14 protein-coding genes and 1 riboswitch are annotated in these 16,729 nt (G+C 67.9%); of the genes, 7 read left to right on the top strand and 7 right to left on the bottom strand.

Annotation, left to right across the window (positions count from 1 at the left end):
• Positions 1-31: 31 nt before the first annotated feature.
• From ACTEK7_RS07955 to cobU, 5 genes are all read right to left on the bottom strand, one after another.
• Positions 32-2,725 carry a hybrid sensor histidine kinase/response regulator gene (locus ACTEK7_RS07955; protein WP_225145936.1) on the bottom strand — a complete coding sequence of 898 codons (2,694 nt, stop codon included), beginning with the start codon at positions 2,723-2,725 and terminating at the stop codon, positions 32-34.
• On the bottom strand, positions 2,722-3,756 hold the full coding sequence (locus ACTEK7_RS07950; RefSeq protein WP_225145935.1) for an ABC transporter substrate-binding protein: 1,035 nt from the start codon (positions 3,754-3,756) through the stop codon (positions 2,722-2,724). Before ACTEK7_RS07950 ends, ACTEK7_RS07955 begins: the two co-directional genes overlap by 4 nt.
• Before the next feature lie 121 nt (positions 3,757-3,877).
• Positions 3,878-4,510, bottom strand: coding sequence for a 5,6-dimethylbenzimidazole synthase (gene bluB, locus ACTEK7_RS07945; RefSeq protein WP_225145934.1), 633 nt, complete (start codon positions 4,508-4,510; stop codon positions 3,878-3,880).
• Positions 4,511-4,514: 4 nt separating this feature from the next.
• Entirely contained in the window at positions 4,515-5,297 is a 783-nt protein-coding gene (gene cobS / locus ACTEK7_RS07940; protein WP_036005415.1) for an adenosylcobinamide-GDP ribazoletransferase, read from the bottom strand.
• A complete protein-coding gene (gene cobU / locus ACTEK7_RS07935; protein ID WP_036023498.1) occupies positions 5,294-5,797 on the bottom strand; it encodes a bifunctional adenosylcobinamide kinase/adenosylcobinamide-phosphate guanylyltransferase in 504 nt (167 codons plus the stop codon). Before cobU ends, cobS begins: the two co-directional genes overlap by 4 nt.
• A 120-nt stretch (positions 5,798-5,917) precedes the next feature.
• On the opposite strand from cobU, the gene cbiB reads away from it, so the two are divergent.
• Together cbiB and cobD are read left to right on the top strand one after the other, a co-directional pair.
• Positions 5,918-6,859, top strand: coding sequence for an adenosylcobinamide-phosphate synthase CbiB (gene cbiB, locus ACTEK7_RS07930; protein ID WP_225145933.1), 942 nt, complete (start codon positions 5,918-5,920; stop codon positions 6,857-6,859).
• A gap of 11 nt (positions 6,860-6,870) precedes the next feature.
• A complete protein-coding gene (gene cobD, locus ACTEK7_RS07925) occupies positions 6,871-7,836 on the top strand; it encodes a threonine-phosphate decarboxylase CobD (RefSeq protein WP_225145932.1) in 966 nt (321 codons plus the stop codon).
• Here cobD and ACTEK7_RS07920 read toward each other — a convergent pair.
• Complete coding sequence (locus tag ACTEK7_RS07920; protein WP_225145931.1) at positions 7,825-9,273, bottom strand: cobyric acid synthase; 1,449 nt, start codon at positions 9,271-9,273, stop codon at positions 7,825-7,827. The two genes, cobD and ACTEK7_RS07920, sit on opposite strands and share 12 nt — an antisense overlap.
• 7 nt (positions 9,274-9,280) lie before the next feature.
• Positions 9,281-9,916: a cob(I)yrinic acid a,c-diamide adenosyltransferase gene (gene cobO, locus ACTEK7_RS07915; RefSeq protein WP_036023503.1), complete on the bottom strand. Its 636-nt coding sequence runs from the start codon at positions 9,914-9,916 to the stop codon at positions 9,281-9,283.
• A 40-nt stretch (positions 9,917-9,956) separates the two neighbouring features.
• Positions 9,957-10,178, top strand: a riboswitch (cobalamin riboswitch).
• Between the two features lie 94 nt (positions 10,179-10,272).
• Here cobO and ACTEK7_RS07910 point away from each other — a divergent pair.
• The 5 genes from ACTEK7_RS07910 to ACTEK7_RS07890 are packed head-to-tail and all read left to right on the top strand — an operon-like array spanning position 10,273 to position 16,727.
• Positions 10,273-10,647, top strand: coding sequence for a DUF1636 family protein (locus tag ACTEK7_RS07910; RefSeq protein ID WP_036005458.1), 375 nt, complete (start codon positions 10,273-10,275; stop codon positions 10,645-10,647).
• The gene (gene cobW, locus ACTEK7_RS07905) at positions 10,644-11,693 is read left to right on the top strand and encodes a cobalamin biosynthesis protein CobW (RefSeq protein WP_225145930.1); all 1,050 of its coding nucleotides are present in this window, start codon (positions 10,644-10,646) and stop codon (positions 11,691-11,693) included. Before ACTEK7_RS07910 ends, cobW begins: the two co-directional genes overlap by 4 nt.
• Positions 11,693-14,938, top strand: coding sequence for a cobaltochelatase subunit CobN (cobN, locus tag ACTEK7_RS07900; protein WP_225145929.1), 3,246 nt, complete (start codon positions 11,693-11,695; stop codon positions 14,936-14,938). The genes cobW and cobN overlap by 1 nt, the downstream gene beginning before the upstream one ends.
• The gene (gene cobG / locus ACTEK7_RS07895) at positions 14,935-16,098 is read left to right on the top strand and encodes a precorrin-3B synthase (RefSeq protein ID WP_225128907.1); all 1,164 of its coding nucleotides are present in this window, start codon (positions 14,935-14,937) and stop codon (positions 16,096-16,098) included. The genes cobN and cobG overlap by 4 nt, the downstream gene beginning before the upstream one ends.
• Positions 16,098-16,727 (top strand): precorrin-8X methylmutase, encoded by a 630-nt coding sequence (locus ACTEK7_RS07890; protein WP_036005374.1) that lies wholly within the window; start codon positions 16,098-16,100, stop codon positions 16,725-16,727. The genes cobG and ACTEK7_RS07890 overlap by 1 nt, the downstream gene beginning before the upstream one ends.
• Positions 16,728-16,729 lie beyond the last annotated feature (2 nt).

The following is a 16,729-nucleotide window of genomic DNA, read 5'->3' as shown; positions in this document are numbered from 1 at the left end:
AGAACCCTTGGGAGCTCCGACCTGCGCAAATCTAGCTGACAGATTGCTGTCCGGCAGGTTCAAGCAGATCATTCAGCGCTTGCATCGACGCCTGTCGAATCTCGGCGAGTTCGCGTGCGGCACTGTCGAGTTCGGCAGGTGACATCGCGGGTGCCGCCAGCTCGACGTCGCGGCTGCGCTCGAACAGGCGGACGAGGCCGAGCGCACTTGCCGCGCTGCCAAGTTGATGCGCGGATCGTGCGAGGTGCTTGTGATCGCCCGCCGCCACGGCGTCGGCGATGTCGTGGATCAATCGTTCTCCCGTCTGCTGGAGCAGATGGTGGAGCTTGTCGATTTGCGCGGCGCCCAGCAGCTCCCGCTGGTCGTCGAGGAATGGCCGATCGATCAGTTCGGTCGCCGGGCGTTGCGCGGCTGCCGGCTCGGCCACCAGATCATCCTCGATCGCCTCGCGCAGCGCGTTGACCAGGATCGGCTTGCTGACGACCTTGGCGATGCCGGCGCCGGCAAGCCGATCGCGGGCGCGGCCGGAGACGTCGGCGGTCACGGCGATGAGGCGCGGCATCTTGGCAAGACCGAGCTCGCCGATCCGGAAGGCCGCCACCACGCCGTCCATGTCGGGCATGTGCAGATCCATGAGGATGACGTCGAAGGCCTGATCGCGGGCGAGCTCGACGGCTGCGGCGCCGTTCCTGGCGATCGTCGTGTGGTGGCCGAGCCGGTGCAGGATCGCTGCGCCGACCTCGCAATTGACGGGGTCATCGTCGACCAGAAGCACGCGGAGCTGCCGCGACGGCGGCGCAAGCGCGCCTTGCGCCACGCTGCTTCCGGCAAGCCCGAGCGGCACTTGGAGCGTGAACGTGCTGCCCGCGCCGGGCGCGCTCTCGACCTTGAGCTCGCCGCGCATCAGGCGGGTGAGACGGCGCGCGATCGCAAGGCCGAGGCCGGTGCCGCCGAAGCGACGCGCGATCCTGTCGTCGGCCTGGACGAAATCCTCGAAAATCCGCTCGTGCAGCTCGGGCGCGATGCCGATGCCGGTGTCGCGCACGATGATGCACAGCAGGAGGTGATCGCCGCGCCGCTCGGTTCCCGCGCTCACGCCGATGCCGCCGCTCGGGGTGAACTTGATCGCGTTGCCGATCAGGTTGAGCAGGATGCGGTTGAGCCTGACGGGATCGCCATGCGCGGCGGTGTCGACCGTGTCATCGCAGGCGAGATCGAAGCTCAGGCCCTTGTCCAGGGCTTGCGGACGCATCAGGTCGCCGGCGGCTTCGATGAGCTGGTCGAGACGGAAGTCGCGAGTCTCCAGCATTTCCGTGCTGGCCTCGAGGCGCGCATATTCCAGCACCGCATCGACCAGCGCGATCAGCGTTTCGCCCGACGCCGCCGCGGTGGCAAGATGGCGGCGCTGGGCCTCGCTGAGGCTGCCGTCGTCCAAGAGTTGCAGCACGCCCATGACGCCGTTGAGCGGCGTGCGCAACTCATGGCTGACGACGGCGAGGAAGCGCGACTTGGTCTCATTGGCCGCGACCGCCGCGCGGCGCGCGCGCTCGGCGGCGTCGTGCTCGGCGAGCGCGTGGTCGCGGGCCTTCTCCAGCTCGGAGGTGCGCTCGATCACCTTGCGCTCGAGCGTGGCGTAGGATTCGCGCAAATGCGCCGCCATGCGGTTGAACTGCTCGCCGAGCGCCTCCAGCTCGTCGCCGGTCTTGATCGCGAGCCGCGAGTTGAGGTCGCCGCTGCCGATCCGCCTGGCTCCTTGGGTCAGCAGCTGGATCGGCACGGTCATGCGCCGGCTGAGAATGAGCGAGACCAGCACCGCGCAGGCGAGCAGGATCACGAGCAGGAAGGTCGAGCGGCCGATCGAGGCATAGATCGGCGCGTAGGCTTCGGTAAGCGGCAGCTCGACGAACACCAGCCAGCCGAGCGAGGGCACGGTCGCATAGGTCGACAGCACGCGCTGGCCGGAGAGATCCTCCTTGCCGAGGCCGCCCGAAGGCGGCCCGATGCCGTCGAGCGCGGCGCGGACGTCGGCATGGCCGGAGAGATCGCTGCGCTGGAGCGCCCGCCATAAATCGGGATGCGCGATCAACACGCCCATGCGGTCGACGACATAGGCCTTGCCGGTGTTGCCGACCCTGATTCCCGTGACGAGGTCCCAGATGAAGCGCAGATTGACCTCGGCGACGATCACATCGGGAGCGCGCCCGGTGCCGCGCGTGGCGAGCGTCATGAAGGGCTCGGTGTCGCCGAAGAAATAGACGGGACCGTAATAGGCCCGGCTGTCATTGGCACCGCGGAAGGCGGCTGAAGCGGAGAGATCGGCGTTGCTGCCGACCTTGTCGGCGATCCGGCGCGATACGCGCAGCTGCTCGCGGCCTTCCGAATTGAGCTGGGCGATCTCCGCGATCGCAGGCGAGAGGCGCAGGAGGCGGATGGCGTTCAGCCGCTCGTCCTCGTGGGTCGACAGCTCCGGCGGCAGGCGCGCGAGCCACCTGATCTGGTTCTCGATCTGGCCGATGAACTGGCCGATCTGAATCGCTGCGGAGGCGGCCTGTTCGCGCTGGGTCGCCGCCAGCAGCTGCTTCTGCTCGCGATAGGAGAACCAGACGTCGAAGCTGGCGTTGATGGCGAGCGTGGCGAAGGCGAGGGCGACGATCGAGTAGAGATATTTCCTGAACAGCCGGCCGGAAGGCGTGCGCGAAGGTTCCTGGTCGCCGGGATCGTTCACTCGCGGATCTCGTCGGCGCGCGCGAGCAGCGTGAACGGGATTGTCAAGCCGAACGAGCGGGCGACCGTGCGGTTGATCAACAGCTCGTATTTGCGCGGCGATTGCACTGGAAGGTCGCCGGGCTTGGTGCCGCGCAGGATCAGGTCGACGTAATCGGCCGAGCGCACCTCGAGCGTTGGGCCGTAGCTCATCAGCCCGCCGGCATCGATGAAGTAATGGAACGGATAGATCGTGGGCACGCGGTATTTGGCGGCGGCCGCGACCACCGCCTTGCGGTTGACCACGAGGAAGCTGTCGACCAGCGCGACCATCGCCGCCTTGGGCAGTTCGGAAAAGCGCTTGACGGCGTCGTCGATCTCCGCGGGCGCGTTGACGGGCGCGGGGATCACGGAGACGCCGGATGCGGCAGCCTCCTGCTCGATCGATTCGAGGAAGAAGCGTCCGCCGCGCGGCGTGGTCGCGGGGTTGAACAGGATGCCGACGCGCGCGACGTCGGGCACGGCCTCGCGGATCAGCTGGAGCCATTTGCCGCCCATCTCGGCGCTGCTGTTGGTGAAGCCGGTGGCGTTGCCGCGGGGATGCGCGAGGCTTTCGACGAAGCCGTTGCCGACCGGATCGTTCGCGGTCGCAAACACGACCGGGATGGTCTTGGTGGCGGCAAGGACGGCGGCGGTCTCGATCGTCGACCCCGTCAGGATCACGTCCGGCTTGAGGTCGAGCAATTCCTGGACGGCCATCTTCAGCCGGTCCGGCGCGCCGAAGGTGGAACGGAGCTCGAGGCGGAAGTTGACGCCTTCGACCCAGCCGCGCTGCCGCAAGCCGGCGACGAGGTTGCCCAGGCGAGAGCTCGCGCTGTCGATCATGCCGCGTCTGGTCAGCTCGTCGTCGAGCGGCAATGCGGTGAGCGAGGCGACGATCCGCATACGATCCGGCGTTGCGCCGAGCGCGATCCATCCCGCGACCGATGCAGTCGCGAGGCGAATGAAGCCGCGGCGATTGACCGCCGAGGAAACGAAAGATCGCCCCGTCATGGACTACGTTGCACGATCGCCTTGCTTTGCTCGATGCTTAGCGCGAAAGCGGGGTGCCCACAATCGACGAAAGGCGCATGTGAATGTTCGTTCGCAGGCTTTCGATCTGGTGCCCGGCGGCCTAGCGCCGCAGCGTGAACGCGTCCGCGCTGCGCCGTTGCTCCCATTTCGCCTGCTCCAGCTCGGGCCGGTCGCACTCGATCTCGGGATAGCCGATGCAGAGATAGGCGATGAACTTCCAGCTGTCAGGCACGTCGAGAACAGCGTGCATGCGCGCAGGGTTCAGTATCGACACCCAGCCGAGGCCGATGCCCTCGGCGCGGGCGGCGAGCCACATCGCGGTAATGGCGGCGACCACGGAATATTCCGTCGTTTCAGGCATGGTCGCGCGGCCGAGGCCGTGGCCGATGTCGCTGCCCATGTCGGCGAACACGGCAAGATGGCCGGGCGCCTGCTCGAGGCCGGACAGTTTCAAGGTGGCATAGCGGGCGGCGCGGTCGCCGGAGTAGCAGCTCAGCGCGTCGGCATTGCACGTCCTGAAATCTTCGACCACGGCGCGGCGCGTTGCAGCATCATTGACGATCACGAAGCGCCAGGGCTGGCTGAGGCCGACCGAAGGCGAGAGGCAGGCGGTCTCGATCAGGCGATCGATCGCCCCCTCCGGCAGCGGATCGCTGCGGAAGCGGCGCACGTCGCGGCGCCACACGAACAGCTCGCGTAAGTGCTGGCGGAAGCTATCGTCGAACTCGACCATGAGGTCATCGCCCCATTTGGAAGGACGCCGCCACCAGCAGGATCAGGATCTCGCCCGTCTGCTCGAACGCGCCGAGGATGTCGCCGGTCTGCCCCCCGATTTGGCGGATGGCAAGCCGCGCCAGCAGCAGGCCGGCCAGTGACAGCAGGATCAGGCCGACCAGCGCCTTGCCCGGCCCCAACGTCAGGGCAAGCGCAAGCGTTCCAAGCGCGAAGGCGATGGCCACGCTGCGCCCGGGCGGCGCCCCGGCGCCGGCAGAGAGGCCATCAGGCCGCGCCGACGGGACTAGCGACATGAAGGCCGGCAGGCCGGCACGGGCAGCAACGTGCGCCGCGCACAGCGCGAGCATGACGGCCCATGGATTTGCGATCGTCGCAAGCGCGCTCCAGCGCAGGCCGAACGATAGGATCAGGGCGCAGACGCCATAGGTCCCGATCCGGCTGTCGCGCATGATCTCGAGCTTGCGCTCGCGCGTGCGGCCGCCGCCGAGGCCGTCCGCGGTGTCGGCAAGTCCGTCCTCGTGCAGCGCGCCGGTGATGAGGGCGGTCGTGGCTAGCACAAGGAGGGCGGCAAGGCTCGGCGTCAGTCCGAAGCGAATGGCGATCTTGTAAGTGAGGGCGCCGGCGAGGCCGACCAGCAGTCCCGCGACCGGCAGCGCCCACATTGCCCGCGCAACGGCGCCGTCGCCCGCAGGCTTCGAGGATGCCACCGGCAGGATCGTCACGAACGATGTCGCCATCTTGAGATCGGCGAGGATGTCCTTGAGGTGCTCGGCGCGCGGGATCATTTCAGCTTCAACGGCAGGCCGGCGACGACGAACTCGACCTCGTCGGCGACACCGGCAATGATCTGGTTCATGATTCCGGCGGCATCGCGGAAGCTGCGCGCCAGCGCGTTGTCGGGCACGATGCCGAGGCCGACCTCGTTGGTGACGAGCACGACGGGGCTGTTGAGGCGGGGCAGCGTGTCGGCGAGCTCTCTCACCTCTCGCTCCCAATCGCGCGCCGCATGCATCAGGTTGGAGAGCCACAGCGTCAGGCAGTCCACCAGCCTCGCGCCGCCACCTTCGGTCGAGAGCAGCGCGGGCACGAGATCGAGCGGCACCTCGCGCTCGATCCAATCGGCTCCGCGCCGCGCGCGATGTCTTGCGATGCGTTCCTGCATTTCGCCGTCGAGCGCCTCGGCCGTCGCGACGTAGACGGGCTGGCCGGCAAAGCTGCGCGCGCGCGCCTCCGCCCGGGTGCTCTTGCCCGATCGCGCCCCGCCGGTGATCAAGATGATGGCCATAAAGGTCTCCTGCCGCAGCACTAATCATCAAACGCGGCCAAAGACAAAGCCGAAATCAGGCAGCGAGGGGCTTGCGCTCGGCCGCCGTCTTGCGCAACAGGGGCGGGACAGGAGCTGGATGTGGACTTTGCGGGCGCGATGGTGGTGGCGATGGCGGTGGATGCCCTTCTGGGCTGGCCGGCGTGGCTGTTCGCGCGGATCGGGCATCCCGTCACCTGGCTGGGCGGGCTGATTGCCGGCATCGACACCGCCTTGAATCGCGCGTCCGATCCGCCGGCGTTGCGCCGAGCCGCGGGCGTCGCCGGCGCGCTTGCGGTGATCGCGCTCTCCGCGGCGCTCGGCTGGGCGCTGCAATCACTGCTTCCTTCGGGCTGGATCCAGATCGTGCTGATTGGCATCCTGGCCTGGCCATTGGTCGCGCTGCGCTCGCTGCATGATCATGTGGCTGCCGTCGCCACGCCCTTGCTGGCCGGCGACGTTGCCGCGGCGCGCGACGCGGTCTCGCGCATCGTCGGCCGCGATCCCGCAAGCCTCGATGAGGCCGGCATTGCGCGCGCGGCAATCGAGAGTCTTGCCGAAAACACCTCCGACGGCATCGTCGCGCCGGTGTTCTGGGGCGCGCTGTTGGGCTTGCCCGGTATCCTCGCCTACAAGGCGATCAACACGCTGGACTCCATGATCGGCCACCGCAGCGAACGACACGAAGCCTTTGGCTGGGCGGCAGCGCGCATCGACGATGTCGCCAATTTCATCCCGGCGCGGCTGACCGGATTTCTGTTCGTGCTGCTGGCACCGCAACGGTCGGAGGCATTGGCGTGCATGACGCGCGATGCGCGCCGGCATCGCTCGCCCAATGCCGGCTGGCCGGAAGCGGCGATGGCGGGCGGACTCGGCGTGCGGCTCAGCGGCCCCCGCATCTATCACGGCAACGCGACCAACGAGCCCTGGCTGAACGAGGGTGCGCGCGATCCGCGCGCCGCCGATATCACCGAGGCGCTGACAGTCTATCGTCGCGCCATGCTGCTGGTCGCCGGCGTGCTTGCGATCCTGGCTTTCGCGTGAAACAACGGGGCATGCGCGAGCACGGTGGAAATCTCGATCTGGCCCAGCGGCGTTTCGGCGGACGCGCAGAGGATTGGATCGATCTGTCGACCGGGATCAACCGGGTGCCCTATCCCGTGGGCGAGGTAAGCGCACGCGCGTGGAGCGCGCTGCCGTCACGCTCCGAGATCGAGGCATTGCATCAGGCGGCGCGGCACGGCTACCGCACGAGCGCACCGATCGTTGCGATGGGCGGTGCTCAGGCCGCCATTCAATTGCTGCCGCAACTCGCGGCGCCGGGGCGGGCGCGCATCCTCGCGCCGACCTACAATGAATACGCCGGCGTCCTGTCGGCCGCCGGCTTGGATGTCCACGAGATTACGGAGTTCGATGCGCTGGCGGGTGCAGACCTCGCCATCGTCGTTAATCCCAACAATCCCGACGGGCGGTGCCATTCGCGCAAGGATCTGCTCGCGCTGTTGCCGCGCGTCGGCCGTCTCGTTGTAGATGAGAGCTTTGCCGATCCCGATCCGCAGCTGTCGCTTGCACTGGACGCGGATCGACCAGGACTGTTGATCCTGCGTTCCTTCGGAAAGTTTTATGGGTTGGCCGGCCTGCGGCTCGGCTTCGCCATCGGTCATGCCGCCGACATCGACAAGCTTGCCGCCGTGTCGGGTCCATGGCCTGTTTCGGGCGCGGCGATCGAAATCGGCTGTCGTGCCTTGCGCGATCAGACTTGGGCCGAGGCGACGTCGGCGCGGCTCGCGCGCGACTGTGTTCGCCTCGATGCAATGGCGCATTCGCGAAGCTGGCGGCTCATCGGCGGCACACCGCTGTTTCGCTTGTACGAAACGGGCGACGCGGTGGCTGCGCAGGAGAGGCTCGCGCGCAGCCACATCTGGTCCCGCGTGTTCGCGCAACAGCCGACATGGCTGCGCCTCGGGCTCCCCGGCAGCGAAGCCGAATGGACGCGCCTTGCCGAGGCCCTAGCGCGCTAGCGCGAGCAGGCCTTCGACGTCGAGATGCTTTTCGATGTGATCGGCCAGCGCCTCGAGCGCGCTTTCGACGCTGGCGTGATAGGGCTCGTCGCCTGCGGGAATGTCGAGTTTGGCGAGGTAGGCCTTGCGGAAATCATCCGACGTGAACAGGCCGTGCAGATAGCTGCCCTGCACACGGCCGTCCCTGGAGATCGCGCCTTCTGCCTCGCCGTCCAGCTTGGCGAAGGGGCGGGCGCGATCCGGGCCGTCGGTGTGGCCGATATGGATCTCGTAAGCCTGGATCGGCTGATCCGTCGCCGCATGCACGGCCGCAACACGTGTCAGCGTTTTCTGCGGGCTCATCACCGTCTCGACATCGAGAAGCCCGAGGCCCGGCGTGTCGCCCGCAGGCCCCTCGATGCCTTCGGGGTCTGCGACGCTGCGCCCCAGCATCTGATAGCCGCCGCAGAGGCCGAGCACGTGGCCGCCGCGGCGGTGGTGCGCGAGCAGGTCGATGTCCCAGCCCTGCGCGCGCAGGAAGGCGAGGTCGCCGCGGGTGGATTTTGAGCCAGGGATGATGACGAGGCGCACGTCGCCCGGGATCGCCTCGCCCGGGCGCACCATCACGAGATCGACGCCCGGCTCGAGCTTGAGAGGATCGAGATCGTCGAAATTGGCGATGCGCGATAGCGCCAGGCAGGCGATCTTGCATTGGCCCGGCTTGCGCGCATCGCGCAGGCCGAGCGCGTCTTCGGCCGGCAGCTCGCCGGCACGCGGGAACCAGGGCAGCACGCCGAGGCCGCGCCATGCAGTCTTTTGCTCGATCAGCCTGTAGCCGTCGTCGAACAGCGTGGGATCGCCGCGGAACTTGTTGATGACGAAGCCAGAGATCATCGCGGCATCGTCGGGGTCGATCACCGTCCTGATGCCGACCAGCTGGGCGATGACACCGCCACGGTCGATGTCGCCGACCAGCACGACCGGCACATTCGCCTTGCGGGCAAAGCCCATATTGGCGATGTCGGACTTGCGCAAATTCACCTCGGCCGGACTGCCGGCGCCTTCGACCAGCACCAGATCGGCCCGCGCCTTCAGCCGTTCAAAGCTCTCCAGCACCGCGCCCATCAGCGACGGCTTCATCGCCGCGTAGTCGCGCGCGCGTGCGGTCGCGATGCGCTTGCCGTGGACGACGACCTGCGCGCCGACATCGGTCTCGGGCTTGAGCAGCACCGGGTTCATGTCGGTGTGCGGCTCGACACCGGCGGCGAGGGCCTGCAGCGCCTGGGCGCGGCCGATCTCACCGCCATCGACGGTGACCGCGGCGTTGTTCGACATGTTCTGCGGCTTGAACGGCAGCACGCGCAGACCACGGCGCGTAAAGGCGCGCGCGAGGCCGGCGACGATGAGCGACTTGCCCACGTCCGAGCCGGCCCCCTGAATCATCAACGCAGGTGCCATCGTGCCTTCAAAACTCGACGCCGGCCTGCGCCTTGATGCCGGAACGGAACGGATGCTTGACCAGCGTCATCTCGGTGACGAGGTCGGCGATCTCGATCAGCTCGTCCTTGGCGTTGCGACCGGTGAGCACGACATGCGTCATCGCAGGCTTTTGCGTCGTCAGGAATTCGACGACTTCGGCGATGTCGAGATAGTCGTAGCGCAGCGCGATGTTGATCTCGTCGAGCACGACCATGCGCAGCCGCTCGTCGAGGATCAGCTCCTTGGCCTTCTCCCAACCGGCGCGCGCTGCAGCGATGTCGCGGGCACGGTCCTGCGTCTCCCAGGTGAAGCCTTCGCCCATCGCGTGGAACTGACAGAGTTCGCCGAAATGGCCGGTGAGCAGGCGCCGTTCGCCCGTATCCCAGGCACCCTTGATGAATTGCACCACCGCACAAGGGAAGCCATGCGCGACGCAGCGGACGATCATGCCGAAAGCCGAGGAGGATTTGCCCTTGCCCGCGCCGGTATGGACGATGATCAGGCCCTTTTCGCCGCTCTTGGTCGCCATGATCTTGTCGCGAGCGGCCTTCTTCTTCGCCATTTTGGCGGCGTGGCGGGCGTCGGTTTCCTCGGTCGTGTGGGTTTCCGGTTCAGGCGTCATCGGTCCCGGTCCTTCGGCTTGACAAGTGGCGGCCACCGGCAAATGGTGGCCTGGCGTTGGTTCCTGTCCTATGACAGGCGAAGAGGGAATGCGATAGGGTCCGAATCCGCAAAGATTTGGGTCCAAACTGCAGCCGCCCCCGCGACCGTGACCGGAGAGATGCCCGAAGCCACTGATTCCTTTTGGAATCGGGAAGGCGGGGATCGAAGGGCCAAAACCCTGCTCCGCAAGCCGGGAGACCTGCCAGCGCGACGAGTTTTGGACCGGCGGACGGGGTGTTCCGCGACGGGGAAGCGGGCCTTTCTGGAGAATGGTCCGTGCGCCTCATCGCCTCCCGCTGTTATCTGGAAGAGGCGATGACCGTCACACTTCATGTCTGCATCACCTGCCGCGCCGGCCAGACGCTCGGCGAGGGCGAGACGACGCCCGGCAAGCGCCTGCATGGCGCGATCCTCGAGGCCGGCGTGCCCGAGGGCGTCAGCGTGGTTCCCGTCGAATGCCTGTCGGCGTGCAGCCAGGGCTGCTCGGTCGCGCTCAGCGCGCCCGGCCGCTGGTCCTATGTCTATGGCCGCCTCTCCGATGCGAATGCGCAGGACGTGGTCGCAGGTGCTGCGGCCTACGCGGCGGCGCCCGACGGAATCGTGCCCTGGCGCAGCCGTCCCGAAATCTTCCGCAAGCAGTCGCTTGCCCGTATTCCCCCTGTTACCGTCGTGCCGGAGGCCGCTGAATGAACTCGCTCGCAAAAGTCCCGGTTACGGTCGTCACGGGTTTCCTGGGCTCCGGCAAGACGACGCTGATCCAGCATCTGCTCAGCAATGCCGGCGGCAAGAAGCTCGCCGTGCTCGTCAACGAGTTCGGCAGCGAAGGCGTCGACGGCGAGATCCTGAGGTCCTGCGCCGATGCGAACTGCCCGGAGGAGAACATCGTCGAGCTCGCCAATGGCTGCATCTGCTGCACCGTCGCCGACGATTTCATTCCGACCATGGAGCAACTCTTGGCGCGCCCGGTGCGGCCCGATCACATCCTGATCGAGACCTCGGGCCTGGCGCTGCCAAAGCCGCTGCTGAAGGCGTTCGACTGGCCGGAGATCCGCTCGCGCATCACGGTCGACGGCGTGATCGCGCTGGCCGACGCCGAGGCCGTCGCGGCCGGCCGCTTCGCGCCGGATCCGGCTGCGGTGGAAGCGCAGCGCGCGGCGGACGACAATCTCGATCACGAGACGCCGCTGTCAGAAGTGTTCGAGGACCAGATCGCCTGCGCCGACATCGTGCTGCTGACCAAGGCCGACCTTGCGGGCGCAGCCGGAATCGAAGCCGCAAAGGCGGCGATCACAGCCGAGATGCCGCGCCGCGTGCCGATGCTGCCGGTCACCGATGGCGCGATCGACGCGCGCGTCATCCTCGGCCTCGGTGCGGCCGCCGAGAATGATCTCGCCGCGCGGCCATCGCATCATGACGGCGAGGAGGAGCACGAGCACGATGATTTTGCCTCGGTCGTGATTGACCTTCCGGAGGTCGCCGACATCGACGCGCTGGTCGCATCGGTCCAGAAACTGGCGCGCGAGCAGAACGTGCTGCGGGCGAAGGGGTACATCGCGGTCGCTGGCAAGCCGATGCGCCTGTTGTTGCAGGCGGTCGGCGAGCGGGTGCGCCATCAGTTCGACAAGCCCTGGGGCGCGGGTCTCAGACAGTCGAAGCTCGTCGTGATCGGCGAGCATGGCGATATCGACGAGGCCGCCATCAAGGCAGGACTTGGTCTTTCAGGACTTGGTATCTGATGCACGTCGTCTTCCGCGAGAGCCGCGGTCTCGAGGAGACCGCGACGCCAAGAGACATCGGCCAGGACCCGGCCGATCTCGTGGTGCTCTCGTATTCGGATTCCGATTTGGCCGCGTTTGCGGCCGGCTGGCGCCGCGGTCGGGGCAGCCTGCCGTCGCTGCGGCTGGCCAATCTCGCGGAGCTGCGGCATCCGCTGTCGGTCGACACCTATATCGAGCGCACGCTGTCGCAGGCCCGCGGCATAATGGTGCGCCTGATCGGCGGGGAATCCTATTGGGCGTACGGGCTTGCGGCGCTCCAGCAACTCGCGCAAGAGCGCAACATCGTGCTCGCCGTGCTGCCGGCGGACGGCCGCGACGACGCGCGGCTGGATGCGTACTCGACCCTGCCGGTCTCGACGCTGCGGCGGCTCAAGGTGCTCTGCGACACCGGTGGTCCGGTCGCCGCGCAAGCCGCGATCGCGCAGCTCGCGCTGGCCTCAGGCCTTTATGCCGGCCCGGTCATCGGCGAGATGACCGTGCCCGAGATGGGATTCTATGATCCCGCGCGCGGTGTCATTGCCGCGCCAGTTGGCGAGGGCAAGCCGCGCGCACTCGTGACGTTCTATCGCTCCTATCTCACGGCCGCCGATACGGGGCCGGTCGACGCCTTGATTGCGGCGCTGCGCGAGAAGGGATTTGACGCCTACGGCGTGTTCGTCACCTCGCTGAAGGCGCCGGGCGTTGCCGACTGGCTGCGCGCGCATCTGGCGCAACATCCTGCGGCGGCGATCGTCAATGCGACGGCGTTCTCGGCCCTTGGCGATGACGGCACGACGCCGTTCGATGCCGCGTCCTGTCCGGTGTTCCAGGTCGCGCTCTCGACGGCGCGGCGCGAAGATTGGGCGGAATCACTGCGTGGCCTGTCGCCCGGCGATCTCGCGATGCATGTCGTGCTGCCGGAGGTCGACGGCCGCCTGTTCGCAGGCGTGGTGAGTTTCAAATCGGCCGGTCAGCGCGATCCCGATCTGCAATTCGCGCATCTAGCGCACAGGCCCGACGAAGAGCGCGTCAACGCCGTTGCCACGCGCGTCGCGGCTTGGCGTCGCCTCGCGGAGAAGCCCGCCGGCGAGAAGCGGCTGGCGATCGTGCTCTCGAACTATCCGGGCCGGCCGCATCAGATCGCGCACGCCGTCGGGCTCGACGCGCTGGCGTCGGTCGAGGCGTTGATCTCCGATCTCGCGGAGGTCGGCTTCGACGTTGCGCCGGTCGATGCGCTCGGCGCAAAACTATTGAAGCAGAGCTTGACCTGGAGCGTCGCCGAATATCGCACGGGGCTGGCGCGCCTGCCGCAATCCTTGCAGCACGATCTCGTGCAGGCCTGGGGCGCACCGGAGAACGATCCGAGCTGCCGCGACGGCGCGTTCTACTTCGCTGCGATCCAATGCGGCCGGTCGATCATCGCAGTCCAGCCCGAGCGCGGCGATGCGGCCTCGCGCGATGCCGATTATCACGATCTCGCCCGCACGCCGCGCCACGCCTATGTCGCGTTCTATCTCTGGCTCCGGCAGCAAGGCTGTGATGCCGCCGTGCACATGGGCGCGCACGGCACGCTGGAATGGCTGCCCGGAAAATCCGTGGCGCTGTCGCAAGCGTGCTGGCCGGAAGCGCTGATCGGCGACCTGCCCGTCATTTATCCCTTCATCGTCAACGATCCCGGCGAGGCCGCGCAGGCCAAGCGGCGCATCGGCGCGGTCACGATCGGTCATCTGCCGCCGCCGCTTGAGACATCCGCGGTGCCGGAAGGTCTACGTCGGCTGGAACGGTTGCTCGATGAGTATTCGACCGCTGACGGCCTCGATCCCGCCCGTCGCCAACGCCTGATCGCGGCGATCCGCGACGAGGCGCGAGTGGCGGGCCTCGAAGACGATCTCGGCCTCGATGCCTCGGCAGCACCAGCCGAAGCCATCCCGCGAATCGACCGCTTCGTCTGCGATCTCAAGGAGAGCCAGTTCGGCGACGGCCTGCACGTGTTCGGCCGCGGCGCTTGTGCCGATGCGGAACGCGATGCATTGCGTTCCGCGCTCGCCGGAAAACGCGTTGCCCCCGGGCCGTCGGGCTCCCCGTATCGCGGGCGTCAGGATGTGCTGCCGACCGGGCGCAATCTCTTCGCCGTCGACCCGCGTGCGGTGCCGACACCGTCGGCGCATGCGCAGGGGATAAAACTCGCCGAAGAGCTGCTGCGCCGTCACTTGCAGGATCACGGCGACTGGCCGAAGGGCCTCGTCATCGATCTCTGGGGGTCGGCGACCATGCGCACCGCAGGCGAAGAGTTTGCGATGGCGCTGCATCTGGCGGGCCTTGCGCCGCGCTGGGATCACGCTTCCGGCCGTGTCACCGGTTATGACATCATCGCGCCGGCCGAGCTCGGCCGTCCGCGCATCGACGTCACCCTGCGGGTATCCGGCCTGTTCCGCGACGTCTTCGCGGGGCTCGGGCAATTGTTCGAAGCCGCCGCCGAGGCGCTCGCCGCGCGCGAGGACGAGGGCGATGAGAATCCCTATCGCCAGCGTGCGTCCCGCGTGTTCGCGCCGCGGCCGGGACAATACGGCGTCGGCCTCTCGGCTATCCCGGATGCCTTCACGCCGGACACGCGCGAGGCCGCAGGCGAAGCGTGGCTGTCGGCATCGTCCTGGGCGTTCTCTGCCGATGGCGCGATGCAGCCGGATCGCGCTGGTATCGAACAGCGTCTCGCGTCCGCCGATGCTTTTGTCCATGTCCAGGACTTGCCCGAAACCGATCTGCTGTTGGCCGCCGACTATGCCGCGCATGAGGCAGGCATCGCCGCGGCAGCCGCGAACCTCGGCGCAGGCGTGCCGTCGCTCTATCACCTCGATGCGACGCGGCCCGGCGAGCCGCATGCGCGCACGCTGACGGAAGAGATCTCGCGCGTCGTTCGCGCACGGGCGGCCAATCCGGCCTGGATCTCCGGCATGATGCGCCACGGTTTCCGCGGCGCCGCCGAGATCACCGCGACGCTGGAGCACATGGCCGCCTTCGCGCATCTCGCCGGCGCGGTGCCGCCGCATCTGTTCGACCTCTATTACGACGCGACACTCGGCAACGACGACGTCCGCGCCTTCATGGCGCACGAAAATCCGTCCGCACTCGCCGCGATGGAAACCTGCTTCACGCGCCTGCGCGAAGCCTCGCTCTGGCGAACCCGCCGCAATTCGATTGCAGCGGCGCTGCGGGAGGCCTCATGAGCGCGACCACGGTCAAGGGTTGGTGTCCCGGCGCGCTGCGCCCGATGCAATCGGGCGACGGGCTCGTGGTGCGCGTGCGTCCGTTCGGGGGACGCCTTGAAGCACCACAAATCTCCGGGCTTGCGGAACTCGCCGAGCGCTTCGGCAACGGTCTAATCGACGTCACGAGCCGGGCCAATCTGCAGATCAGGGGCGTTCAGGAGGACGGCCATCGGCCGTTGCTCGATGGTCTGGCGCAACTGGCGCTGCTCGATCCCGACGCCGACATCGAAGCCAGGCGCAACATCCTGGTGACGCCGTTCTGGAGCAACGGCGACGAAACGCAGTCGCTCGCCGCGGAGCTCGAGGAGGCGCTTGCCGATTCTGGCCTGGCGCTTCCCACCAAGTTCGGCTTCGCCATCGATGACGGGCGGTCGCGTGTTCTCGCCGGCGATTCCGCCGACATCCGCATCGAGCGCGACCGCTCGGGCGGTCTCCTGGTGCGGGCCGATGGCGCCAAGCTCGGTCGTTCCGTTGAACGCGGACAGGCCGTGAGCGCGGCGCTGGCGCTCGCAAGCTGGTTCATCATCTCCGGCGGTGCAAACGGCGGGCGAGGGCGCATGGCAGCCCACATCGCATCCGGCGCCGTGTTGCCTCAATCCTTGCGCGGCGAGACCGAGCCTGCGCCGGTGATGGCCGCGGTGCGTCCCGGGCACTATCCGCAAGGCGCAATGGTCGGGGTGGCGTTCGGGCAGATGCTGCACGCGACGCTGCATCAATTCTCTGCTTGCGGCCATGCGCTGCGCATGACGCCCTGGCGGATGGTGCTGAGCGAGGGCAAGCGCGAGATGCCGAGCGCGGCGGGGCTCATCACCAGGCCCCATGATCCGGCGCTGCGCGTCATCGCCTGCAGCGGCGCGCCGCGCTGCCGCGAGGCCCATGCCGATACGCGCGCGCTGGCCGCGGCGCTGGCGCCGCGCATCCCCGCCGACGCGCGACTCCACGTCTCCGGCTGCGGCAAGGGCTGCGCCCATTCCGGCGCGGCTGCGGTTACCCTGATTGCGACGCGCGCCGGGTTCGATCTCGTCCGCGACGGCTCGACCCGCGACGCGCCGGTCCTGCGCGGGCTGAACGGCGCCGACATCGTCAGCGATCCCTCCATCCTGGTCGGAGGGAACTGATGCCGCACACCTACGAGACCGACGGCGCTGTGATCTACCGGCAATCCTTTGCCACCATCCGGGCCGAGGCCGATCTCGCGCGCTTCACGTCGGACGAGGAGCAGGTGGTGGTGCGGATGATCCATGCCGCCGGCATGGTCGGCCTCGAGGCGCATATCCGTTTCACCCCTGATATGGCGATTGCCGCGCGCGCGGCCTTGCAGAAGGGCGCGCCGATCCTGTGCGACGCGCGCATGGTCTCCGAAGGCATTACGCGCGCGAGGTTGCCCGCGGCCAATGCCGTGATCTGCACGCTCGGCGATCCCGCCGTGCCCGCGCTGGCGCAGTCTATGCGCAACACGCGCTCGGCCGCGGCCCTGGAGCTGTGGCGGCCGCATCTTGATGGCGCGATCATCGCGATCGGCAATGCACCGACCGCGCTGTTTCATCTGCTCAACATGCTGGAGGATCGCGACTGCCCGCGGCCGGCTGCGATCATCGGCTGTCCGGTCGGCTTCGTCGGCGCGGCCGAATCCAAGGCCGCGCTGATGGCCGATCCGCCGGCACCGGCGCTCACCGTCGAAGGCCGCCTCGGCGGCTCCGCCATCACGGTTGCTGCCGTGAACGCGCTGGCAAGCCGGAGCGAATAGCC

Source organism: Bradyrhizobium sp. JHI2711 (genome assembly GCF_056156565.1).
The sequence above is the reverse complement of the archived record's forward strand: the minus strand, read 5'-3'. Positions and strand labels throughout refer to the sequence as shown.

Excerpts from the sequence above, each read along its gene's own strand:
- ACTEK7_RS07950 (WP_225145935.1), bottom strand. The coding sequence starts at position 3,756 with ATGACGGGGCGATCTTTCGTTTCCTCGGCGGTCAATCGCCGCGGCTTC.
- bluB (WP_225145934.1), bottom strand. The coding sequence starts at position 4,510 with ATGGTCGAGTTCGACGATAGCTTCCGCCAGCACTTACGCGAGCTGTTC.
- cobS (WP_036005415.1), bottom strand. The coding sequence starts at position 5,297 with ATGATCCCGCGCGCCGAGCACCTCAAGGACATCCTCGCCGATCTCAAG.
- cobU (WP_036023498.1), bottom strand. The coding sequence starts at position 5,797 with ATGGCCATCATCTTGATCACCGGCGGGGCGCGATCGGGCAAGAGCACC.
- cobD (WP_225145932.1), top strand. The coding sequence starts at position 6,871 with ATGCGCGAGCACGGTGGAAATCTCGATCTGGCCCAGCGGCGTTTCGGC.
- ACTEK7_RS07920 (WP_225145931.1), bottom strand. The coding sequence starts at position 9,273 with ATGGCACCTGCGTTGATGATTCAGGGGGCCGGCTCGGACGTGGGCAAG.
- cobO (WP_036023503.1), bottom strand. The coding sequence starts at position 9,916 with ATGACGCCTGAACCGGAAACCCACACGACCGAGGAAACCGACGCCCGC.
- ACTEK7_RS07910 (WP_036005458.1), top strand. The coding sequence starts at position 10,273 with ATGACCGTCACACTTCATGTCTGCATCACCTGCCGCGCCGGCCAGACG.
- cobW (WP_225145930.1), top strand. The coding sequence starts at position 10,644 with ATGAACTCGCTCGCAAAAGTCCCGGTTACGGTCGTCACGGGTTTCCTG.
- cobN (WP_225145929.1), top strand. The coding sequence starts at position 11,693 with ATGCACGTCGTCTTCCGCGAGAGCCGCGGTCTCGAGGAGACCGCGACG.
- cobG (WP_225128907.1), top strand. The coding sequence starts at position 14,935 with ATGAGCGCGACCACGGTCAAGGGTTGGTGTCCCGGCGCGCTGCGCCCG.
- ACTEK7_RS07890 (WP_036005374.1), top strand. The coding sequence starts at position 16,098 with ATGCCGCACACCTACGAGACCGACGGCGCTGTGATCTACCGGCAATCC.